Raw genomic sequence first — 9,138 nt, 5'->3', positions numbered from 1 at the left:
ATTTTCAAAAGCTTAAATATTCAAGACAATTTATTCCTTCACAAGCTTTTTTAATTTTTCCCAGTAAAGTGGTAATTCATATAGTATATTCATAGCCTTTAAAACAAGTTTATGTTCTCTTGCAAAATAACCTGAATAAATTTTATCATCAGGAACATCCTTACTCACACCAGTTTGTGCTGTTAAAATAACTCTATCACCTATTTTTACATGGTCCTTTATACCAACCTGACCTGCTATCAAACAATCCTTCCCAATTTCAGAACTTCCTGCTATACCTGTTTGTGATGCAATTATTGTTCTTTCATTAATTTTTACATTGTGAGCAATCTGACAGAGGTTATCAATCTTAACCTCTTTCCCTATATAAGTTTCTCCCATTACAGCCCTGTCGACACAAACATTTGCACCTATTTCTACATCATCATCTATATGAACAAAACCAATTTGAGGAATCTTTACAATTTTCTCACCTATCTTTTCATACCCAAAACCATCTGAACCAAGAACTGTTCCTGAATGGATAATACATCTTTTTCCAATCTTTACATTTTTTTCTATTGAAACAAAAGGATAAATAATTGTGTTTTCATCAATAAAAGAATTTTTTCCAACATAAACAAAGGCTAAAAGCTTTACACCCCTTTTTATTTTTACATTTTTTTCAATAACACAGTATGGACCAATATAAACATCCTTTTCAATTTCAGCATCTTTTGAAATAATTGATGTTTCATGCATAAGAAATCTTTCTTCATCTTTTTCCTCAAATAAACTTAAAAGTTTAATAAGCTTTTCCTTTGGACTATCAACAATTATTGCTGCTTCAAATTTAAGGTCCCTAAGGAAATCTTCTTTAGTGATAACCGCATAGAAACTTTTTCCCTCATATTTTTTATCATATACGAGAGAAATATAGCCTTCCTCATTTCTTTCAGGTGGTAAAACTCCCTTTATATCTAATTCAGGGTCACCTAAAATTTTACCATTTAAAATTTCTGCTATATCTTTTATTTTCATCTGAATTAATAAAGAAAAAAGGATTTGAACCTTATTTTAAACTTTTCAATTTATAAATAATTTCAAGTGCTTCTTTGGGAGAAATTTCATCAGGATTTATTTTTTCAATAAATTCCCTTAAAATATCAGGTTTTTCAAAAAGTTCAAGCTGTTTTTTATTAAATTTAAGAACTTTCCTTTTACTTTCTAAATTCTGTAAAATTTCCCTTGCTCTTTCCACAACATGTTTAGGTATTCCAGCAAGTTTTGCAACATAAATTCCGTAACTTCTATCCATTGAACCTTCAAGTATTTTTCTAAAAAAAATAACCTCACCTTCCCATTCTTTTACCTGGGTATATAAATTTTTAATTTCAGCATAATTCTCTGCGAGTGTTGTAAGTTCATGGTAATGAGTTGCAAAAAGTGTCCTTGCCTTAATTCTCTTTATTATATCCTCAGAGACAGCCCAGGCAATACTGAGGCCATCATAGGTTGAAGTCCCCCTTCCAATTTCATCAAGTAAAATTAAACTTTTTTCTGTAGCATTATTCAAAATCTGGGCTACTTCAAGCATTTCAGCATAAAAAGTTGAGATACCCCTTGCTACATCATCTGATGCTCCAATCCGCGTAAAAATTCTATCAACAAGACCTATTCTCCCTTCCTCAGCAGGTATAAAGGATCCTGCATGAGCAAGTATAACACATAAGGCAACCTGTCTTATAAAGGTCGATTTGCCACCCATATTTGGTCCTGTAATTAAAACAAAAAATTTATCAGGAGTCATCACAATATCATTAGGAACAAATTCAGATACTGTATGCTCAACAACAGTATGCCTTGAATTTTTTAATATAATCTCTTTTTCACGGGTTATTTCAGGTTTTTTGTAATTGAATTTTATTGCAACTTCTGAGAAACAGAGCAAAAGGTCAAGCAAAGCAATATTCTCAGAAATATCAAGTATTTTATCCTTTTCCTCCTTAATTTTTTTTAAAAGTTCTTCATAAAGATAATTTTCAATTTCTTTTATTCTTTCCTCAGCTGAAAGTATTTTTAGTTCAAGATTCTTTAACTCCTCTGTAACAAATCTTTCTGCCTGGGTCAAGGTTTGTTTTCTGATATAATCTGATGGAACACGGTCTAAATAGGATTTTGTTACTTCTATAAAAAAGCCCATTACCTGATTGTATTTAACCTTGAGATTAGGAATACCTGTCCTTTCCTTCTCTCTTTCTTCTATTTCTTTTAATTTTTTTGCTGAATTATTTTTTAACTCTAATAATTCATCCAGTTCTTCTGAAATACCTTCTCTGATACAATTGCCTTCACCGGGATTTGAAGGATTATCTTTTAAATAGCTCTGAATAACATTTGCTAAATCACTTAAATCGTGTAAATTATCATATATTTCAAGTAATAATTCACTTGTGCAAGTTGAAAGAGCTTCTTTAAGTTTTGCTAATTCAAAAAAATTGTTTGAAAGTTTATAAACTTCTGATGGTGGTGCTTTAAGTTTTACAATCCGTGATAGAACTCTTTCAAAATCTATGAAATCGGATAAAATTTCAGAAATTGTTTTTCTTAAAAAAGGCTTTTCAACAAGTTCTTTAACAGCTTCGTATCTTTTTTCAATTTTTTCTTTATTCTGTAAGGGAAAGAGAAGACTTTTTTTTAAAAGTCTTGCTCCCATTCCTGTTTTTGTAAAATTGATTACTTCAAATAAGGATTTACTTTCAGGGTGAATTTTATCTACTATTTCAAGATTTTTTATTGTAATGGAATCAAGAATTAAAAAATCTCCTCTTTCAAGAACCTTAAGTCTTAAGTGCTCCAGCCCTGATTTTTTTTTAATAACAAGATAATCAAGCAAATGAGAAAGGCTAATTAAGCTAATGTCCTTTTTTAAACCAAAGCCTTCTACACTATTTACACCAAAAAAATTTTTTACTCTTTCTTCTGCAGTATCAATGCTATAGAGATTTTTATCAAAACTACTTGTTATAAAACCATTTAATTCAAAATCTTGAGGAACAAGAACTTCTTTAGGATTTAAACTGTGAATAAAATTATAAAAATCATCCTTTTCCAACAGACCTGCTCTAAGCTCACCTGTAGTGATATCAGCATAAGCAACTCCGAATAATTTATCGGAGGGATAGAAAGATAGTATAAAAATATTTTGGTCTGGTGAAAGCAAAGAGGGTAAAGTAACAGTTCCAGGTGTTAAAACTTCAACAACTTCTCTTAACATAAGTTCTTTTCCTTCTTCAACCTGCTCACAAATAGCAACACTGTAACCTTTTTTTAATAATTCCTTTATATAACTTTCAGCAGCCTTAACAGGAACTCCTGCAAGTGGAACTCTTAAATTTTTACCAAAAGGTTTAGAAGTTAATGTTATTGAAAGTTCCTTTGCTGCTATTTTTGCATCCTCATAAAATAGCTCATAAAAATCTCCCATTCTGAAAAAAAGAAGTTCTTTAGAGTACTCCTTTTTGATTTTATGATACTGCTTTAAAAGAGGAGTTAATTCCATTAAATTTTTATTTTAAGAACAAGTTTTCTTGTTTTCCCGCAGTTTTCACAACGAAATCTATATTCCGTATACTCCTTTTTACAACTTGTACATATAAATGAAATCTGTTTTAAATCTCTTTCTATTTTTCCTGTAAGTTTTTTTATTTCCTCTTCATAGTTGAGTTCTACTGCTGGTATTAAAAGAATAAGATTTAAAAAAATTTCATCCTTTTCTGAACTTAAATTTTTTATAATACTTTTTGCCTCTTCATAATCACCTTTTTGAATCAAAAAGGGCACAAGGAAGGCTTTAAGATATAAACTTTCACTTTTTCTAAGATAATCAAATAGTTCTTCCATTTTTCCTTCTTCATAAAACTTTTCTTTAAGTTTAACAAGCTTTCTGTATACAAGATAAGGAAATCTATCTGCTATCTTTTCATAATATTCAAGTTTTTTTATCAAATCTTCCTCAATTTCTGCAAGAAAGTAATTAGCTTCTGGTATATGTTCATTAAGTTTTAAAGCTTCTCTTACAAATTTTTTCGCTTTTCTTAAATTCCCTCTTTTTAAAAGGTCTTCAGCTGCATATAAATAATAAAGAGCCATTTTTTCATCAGAATAAACTTTATTTGAGATAAAAATCTCCTTTTTAAGTTCACAGGCAGAATCCCAGTCACCTGAAAATTCATAGGCTCTTAAGAGAGCATTTCTTACCTCTTCATCTTCACCTTTAAAATAATTATCTGCTTTTAAAAGATGATTTATTGCTTCTTTAAATTGATAAAGATTCAGGTAATCAAGCCCGATGGATTTGTCAAGTTTTGCTCTTTGAAGTTCTGTTAGGTCTTTTTTTATATCAAGGCTTAAATGTATTCTCAAAGCTTTTGCATAAAATCCATTCTCTCTATAGTAATCACCAAGCTTTAAATACTCCTCAAAATCTAACTCTTTTCCCTTTTTAAATCTTTTGATTAATTTTTCAAGTGTAAAGTTTTTCCTAAAAAACAGAAATCTCATTTTTATTCCTCTTCAGAAAAATTTTCTCTTTTTTCAGATTCTTCTGGGCTTACTTCTTTATAACCTGTTTCTTCAGCGATCATTTTCCTCAGCTCATTTATTTCCTTTTTTAAATTACTTATTTCAATATCCTTTCTAAAAAGTCGCCATCTGAATTTTATCTCCTGGTAAATTGCAAGAAGAATAACAAAAATAGAACCAGCAAGAAAGGAAAAGAAAATCACCCAGAAGAGGGGAATATCATTAAAGGAATACTTTAAAAGGTATAAATTAACTCTCTCCTCAGCATTTTGTAAAAAAATGAAAAGTAGAAAAAAAAAGATGAAAAGCCCAAATATTAATCGGATAGTAGTCATAGTTTATTATAAGAAAAAATTTTTATCAAACCAAAAGGCAAAAGTTCCTTTAATTTATATACTTTTATCTTTTTATTTACTTTTAATATTATTTTCATTTCAGGGGAGAATTCATTCATAACTTGTAAACAAGCTCCACAGGGAAAAACTTCCTTATCTGCACATATTGCTATAAAATCAAACTCCCTTATTCCATCATTTACAGCTTTAAAAATGGCAATTCTTTCAGCACATACAGTTAAACCAAAGGAAGAATTTTCAATATTTGAACCTGTATATATTTTTCCCTTTTTAGTTTTCAAAGCCGCACCAACCTTGAAATTTGAATAAGGAGCATAAGCTTTTTTCCTTATATTACAAGCCAATTTATAAAGTTTAAAGATTTCCTCTTGAATTTTTTCCATAATAAATATTATAATAAAAAACTCGGGCCGTTAGCTCAGCAGGCAGAGCACTGGATTTTTAATCCAGGGGTCCCGGGTTCGAATCCCGGACGGCCCATAATTTACTTTTAAAAAATGCAAAAGGAAAATTTAAGAGATTATGCAATAGAAGATATTTTAAAAAGAGAACCAAACAAGTTTAAAGGTCTTGTTATTATTATGAAGGAAACAAGAAAAATACTAAAAGAACTTTTTGGAACAGGTATAGATTCACCTGGGAAAAAATCAATTATTGATGCTCTAAAACAATATGAAAAGGGTGAGATTGAGATAAGAAAGGGAGCAATTTGAAAATAATATTAGGTATAACCGGAAGTATTGCAGCTTTTAAATCAATAGAACTTGGACGACTTTTATTAAAAAAAGGACACAGGGTAATCCCAGTTTTAACAAAAAGTGCACTTAATTTTGTTACTCCTCTATCCCTTACATCTCTTTTAAACGAAAAAGTTTATTATGATATGTTTGAACTTGAAGAGAATAAAATTCCCTTACATATAAAATTGTCAAGGGAATGTGATTTAATCGCTGTTATTCCTGCTTCTTTTAATTTCATATCAAAAGCTTCCCTTGGTCTTGCCGATGATCTTTTATCCCTTTTATTTCATTCTGCAATTGTTCCTAAAATAGTTGCACCCTGTATGCATCCAACCCTTTATGAAAATGAAATTCTTCAAAAACATCTCTTAAATCTTTTAAATATGGGGGTTTATGTTATTGAACCCATTGAAGGCGAAATGTCAGATTTAACCGTAGGAAAAGGGAGACTCAAAGAACCAGAGGAATTGTTAGAAGAAATCGAAAAAGTTATTGAAATCAAAAATAAACTAAAAGGTAAAAAAATTTTATTAACCTTTGGAAGAACAGAAGAAGAAATAGACGATGTAAGAGTTATTACAAATAAATCTTCTGGTAAAATGGGTTTTTCCCTTTATAAAGTTTTAAAAATGACAGGATCCAGATTAAAAGTTATAGCAGGTAAAACAGATTTTGAAGTTCCATCAGATGTTATAAGAGTTAAAAGTACCGGTGATTTTTTAAAGATACTGGAAGAAGAACTTATAAATGAAAGTTATGATGCTCTTATAATGTGTGCTGCCTTATCTGATTTTAAACCCAAAGTAAAATTTAAGGGTAAAATAAAGAAAAATATAGAAAAATTGAATTTGGAACTTGAGAAAAATGTAGATGTTTTAAAGGAAATTTCAAAGTTAAAAAATAAAACAAAATTTATCGGTTTTGCACTTGAAGAAAAGCCTGATATTGAAGTTGCTTACAATAAACTGAAAGAAAAGAATCTTGATTTAATAATTTTAAATACAATTCAAACCATTTCCTCGGATTTTATTGACCTTAAAATTATAACAGAAGACAAGAAGGTATTTGACTTCGGGAATGTACCAAAAGTTAAAGGAGCTTTTGAAATTGTCAAAAAAATTTCAGAGATTATTTAAATGAAAGTAAGTGCTTATGATATTTTTTTCTATTTAAAAGAATTAATTGGCGAAAAGGAGATAATACTTGAAAAAGATTATCTGAAGGTAGAGGAAGTCTTAAAGAGATTGGAAAAAAGAGTTTCTAAATGCAAAAGATGTCCCTTACATAAAACAAGAACCAACACAGTTTTTGGGGACGGGAATCCTTTTACAGGATTTGTTTTTGTTGGAGAAGCACCGGGTCAGGAAGAGGATAAAAAGGGTCTTCCCTTTGTTGGAAAAGCTGGTAAAAAATTAAATGAAATAATGAAAAAAGCAGGAATAAGAAGAGAAGGAGTTTATATAATGAATACAATAAAGTGTAGGCCACCAATGAATAGAGATCCTGAAGAAAATGAGTTAAAAATGTGTTTTCCCTTTTTAGAAAAACAGATTGAAATAATAAAGCCAAGGGTGATAGTTGCACTGGGAAGATATGCCTCCTATGTATTGACAGGTAAAAAAATCTCAGTAAAAAAAGAAAGGGGTCTTGTATATGATTATAAAAACATTAAAGTTGTGATAACTCTTCATCCTTCAAGAATTTTAAAAAATCCAGAAGAAGAAGAACTTCTTTTAAGAGACCTTCTTTTGGCAAAAAATATTTATATGAATGGATACCCTTAATATACTTTTTATAGGTGATATTGTAGGTAAGGCAGGAAGAATTGCATTAAAAAAATTTTTGCCTCTTATAAAAAAAAATTTCAAAATTAACTTTATTATTGCAAATATTGAAAATGCTGCTCATGGAAATGGAATAACAGAAAAGATTTATAATGAGATAGTAAATTGTGGTGTAAATTGTCTTACAAGTGGCAATCACATATGGGATAAAAAAGAAGTTTTAAGATGGATAGATACAAAAGAAAATATTTTAAGACCGCTTAATTATCCTGATACAGTTCCGGGAAGAGGCTTTGCAAAATTCAATATCTACGGAATAGAACTTTATGTGGTAAATTTAATGGGAAGAGTTTTTATGAATCCAATTGACTGTCCCTTTAGAAAACTTGATGAAGTTTTAAAAAAAATTAAATTACCAATTATAGTGGATTTTCATGCTGAAGCAACCTCTGAAAAGATTGCCTTTGGATTTTATGCAGATGGAAGGGTGAGTGCTGTTGTAGGAACACATACCCATATTCAAACTTCTGATAATGTTATTTTACCAAAAGGAACAGGATATATAACCGATGTTGGTATGACAGGAAGTTTTGATTCTATAATTGGCGGGGAAAAAGAACCAATTATAGAGAGGTTTTTGACAGGTATTCCCTATGCCTTTGAGCCTGCCAAATTAAATGAGGGACTTGATGCCTGTTTAATTGAAATAAGAAAAGATAATTTTATGTGCCATAGAATAAATAGAATTCAAATAAGAAAAATAAACAATGAGTTTTTTCTTAAAATTGAATTTTCGGATTATAATTATAATGTTATAAAACTAAGGGAGGGATAAAATGAAAGTTATAAAATATGAAAAAATAGTGGAAGAAGTAAAAAATATGTGCATAAGAGCAACCCATGAACTTAAACCAGATGTGGTAGAAGCATTAAAAAAAGCCTATGAAAAAGAAGAATCCGATTTCGGTAAAGAAATATTATCCCAGATATTAAGAAATATTGAAGTTGCAAGAGAGGATTCAAAACCCTTATGTCAGGACACAGGTTTTGCTGTTTTATTTGTAGAAATTGGCGAAGATGTTAAAATTGAAGGAGGTTCTCTAAAGGATGCTCTTATTGAAGGTATAAGGAGAGGTTATACTGAAGGTTATTTAAGAAAATCAATTGTTGAAGACCCTTTAAGAAGGAAAAATACAGGAGACAATACTCCCCCTGTTATTCATTTTGATATTGTTAAGGGGGATAAACTAAAAATAATTCTTGAACCAAAAGGTGGCGGAAGTGAAAATATGAGTGCCTTTAAAATGCTTCTTCCTGGAGAAGGAAAAGAAGGTATTAAAAAATTTGTAGTTGAAACAGTGAAAAAGGCTGGGTCTAATCCCTGTCCTCCAATTGTTGTAGGCGTTGGTATAGGAGGAACCTTTGAGTATAGCGCTTTCCTTGCTAAAAAAGCAACCATAAGACCACTTGGCCAAAGGCATCCTGACCCCTTTTATGCACAATTTGAAGAAGAATTGCTTGAAGAAATCAATAAACTTGGAATAGGACCTATGGGACTTGGAGGCAGAATAACAGCCCTTGATGTTCATATTGAAACTTATCCATGCCACATTACATCTTTACCAGTAGCAGTTAATATACAATGCCATTCAGACAGAAGAGAGGAGGTTATTCTTTAGGACAAATAAAAAGTTA

General features: G+C 30.2%; 10 protein-coding genes and 1 tRNA gene. 6 read left to right on the top strand and 5 right to left on the bottom strand.

Features of this window, described 5'->3' with window-relative positions; genetic code table 11:
• Nucleotides 1–30 precede the first annotated feature (30 nt).
• Genes lpxD through cdd form a run of 5 tightly spaced genes read right to left on the bottom strand, consistent with a single transcriptional unit; the run spans nt 31 to nt 5,302 of the window.
• Nucleotides 31–1,020 carry a UDP-3-O-(3-hydroxymyristoyl)glucosamine N-acyltransferase gene (gene lpxD / locus ABIN73_08025; GenBank protein ID MEO0269668.1) on the bottom strand — a complete coding sequence of 330 codons (990 nt, stop codon included), beginning with the start codon at nt 1,018–1,020 and terminating at the stop codon, nt 31–33.
• Nucleotides 1,021–1,051: 31 nt separating this feature from the next.
• On the bottom strand, nt 1,052–3,541 hold the full coding sequence (mutS, locus tag ABIN73_08020; protein ID MEO0269667.1) for a DNA mismatch repair protein MutS: 2,490 nt from the start codon (nt 3,539–3,541) through the stop codon (nt 1,052–1,054).
• Nucleotides 3,541–4,542 (bottom strand): hypothetical protein, encoded by a 1,002-nt coding sequence (locus tag ABIN73_08015; GenBank protein ID MEO0269666.1) that lies wholly within the window; start codon nt 4,540–4,542, stop codon nt 3,541–3,543. Before ABIN73_08015 ends, mutS begins: the two co-directional genes overlap by 1 nt.
• Nucleotides 4,543–4,544: 2 nt before the next feature.
• The gene (locus ABIN73_08010; GenBank protein ID MEO0269665.1) at nt 4,545–4,898 is read right to left on the bottom strand and encodes a LapA family protein; all 354 of its coding nucleotides are present in this window, start codon (nt 4,896–4,898) and stop codon (nt 4,545–4,547) included.
• Nucleotides 4,895–5,302 carry a cytidine deaminase gene (cdd, locus tag ABIN73_08005; GenBank protein ID MEO0269664.1) on the bottom strand — a complete coding sequence of 136 codons (408 nt, stop codon included), beginning with the start codon at nt 5,300–5,302 and terminating at the stop codon, nt 4,895–4,897. The genes ABIN73_08010 and cdd overlap by 4 nt, the downstream gene beginning before the upstream one ends.
• Before the next feature lie 24 nt (nt 5,303–5,326).
• On the opposite strand from cdd, the gene ABIN73_08000 reads away from it, so the two are divergent.
• From ABIN73_08000 to ABIN73_07975, 6 genes are all read left to right on the top strand, one after another.
• A tRNA-Lys gene (locus tag ABIN73_08000) sits at nt 5,327–5,399 on the top strand.
• A gap of 17 nt (nt 5,400–5,416) precedes the next feature.
• Nucleotides 5,417–5,632: a hypothetical protein gene (locus ABIN73_07995; GenBank protein MEO0269663.1), complete on the top strand. Its 216-nt coding sequence runs from the start codon at nt 5,417–5,419 to the stop codon at nt 5,630–5,632.
• On the top strand, nt 5,629–6,795 hold the full coding sequence (gene coaBC, locus ABIN73_07990; protein MEO0269662.1) for a bifunctional phosphopantothenoylcysteine decarboxylase/phosphopantothenate--cysteine ligase CoaBC: 1,167 nt from the start codon (nt 5,629–5,631) through the stop codon (nt 6,793–6,795). Before ABIN73_07995 ends, coaBC begins: the two co-directional genes overlap by 4 nt.
• Nucleotides 6,796–7,443: a uracil-DNA glycosylase gene (locus ABIN73_07985; protein ID MEO0269661.1), complete on the top strand. Its 648-nt coding sequence runs from the start codon at nt 6,796–6,798 to the stop codon at nt 7,441–7,443.
• The gene (locus ABIN73_07980; protein MEO0269660.1) at nt 7,430–8,278 is read left to right on the top strand and encodes a TIGR00282 family metallophosphoesterase; all 849 of its coding nucleotides are present in this window, start codon (nt 7,430–7,432) and stop codon (nt 8,276–8,278) included. Before ABIN73_07985 ends, ABIN73_07980 begins: the two co-directional genes overlap by 14 nt.
• 1 nt (nt 8,279) lies before the next feature.
• A complete protein-coding gene (locus ABIN73_07975; GenBank protein MEO0269659.1) occupies nt 8,280–9,122 on the top strand; it encodes a fumarate hydratase in 843 nt (280 codons plus the stop codon).
• The last annotated feature ends 16 nt before the right edge of the window (nt 9,123–9,138 follow it).

It is taken from the genome of candidate division WOR-3 bacterium, assembly GCA_039804025.1.
In the GTDB taxonomy this organism is placed as follows: Bacteria; Hydrothermota; Hydrothermia; order Hydrothermales; family JAJRUZ01; genus JBCNVI01.
The sequence above is the reverse complement of the archived record's forward strand: the minus strand, read 5'-3'. Positions and strand labels throughout refer to the sequence as shown.

What these genes read in the sequence shown, in the direction of transcription:
- lpxD (MEO0269668.1), bottom strand. Translation starts at nt 1,020, where the DNA reads ATGAAAATAAAAGATATAGCAGAAATTTTAAATGGTAAAATTTTAGGT.
- mutS (MEO0269667.1), bottom strand. Translation starts at nt 3,541, where the DNA reads ATGGAATTAACTCCTCTTTTAAAGCAGTATCATAAAATCAAAAAGGAG.
- ABIN73_08015 (MEO0269666.1), bottom strand. Translation starts at nt 4,542, where the DNA reads ATGAGATTTCTGTTTTTTAGGAAAAACTTTACACTTGAAAAATTAATC.
- ABIN73_08010 (MEO0269665.1), bottom strand. Translation starts at nt 4,898, where the DNA reads ATGACTACTATCCGATTAATATTTGGGCTTTTCATCTTTTTTTTTCTA.
- cdd (MEO0269664.1), bottom strand. Translation starts at nt 5,302, where the DNA reads ATGGAAAAAATTCAAGAGGAAATCTTTAAACTTTATAAATTGGCTTGT.
- ABIN73_07995 (MEO0269663.1), top strand. Translation starts at nt 5,417, where the DNA reads ATGCAAAAGGAAAATTTAAGAGATTATGCAATAGAAGATATTTTAAAA.
- ABIN73_07985 (MEO0269661.1), top strand. Translation starts at nt 6,796, where the DNA reads ATGAAAGTAAGTGCTTATGATATTTTTTTCTATTTAAAAGAATTAATT.
- ABIN73_07980 (MEO0269660.1), top strand. Translation starts at nt 7,430, where the DNA reads ATGGATACCCTTAATATACTTTTTATAGGTGATATTGTAGGTAAGGCA.
- ABIN73_07975 (MEO0269659.1), top strand. Translation starts at nt 8,280, where the DNA reads ATGAAAGTTATAAAATATGAAAAAATAGTGGAAGAAGTAAAAAATATG.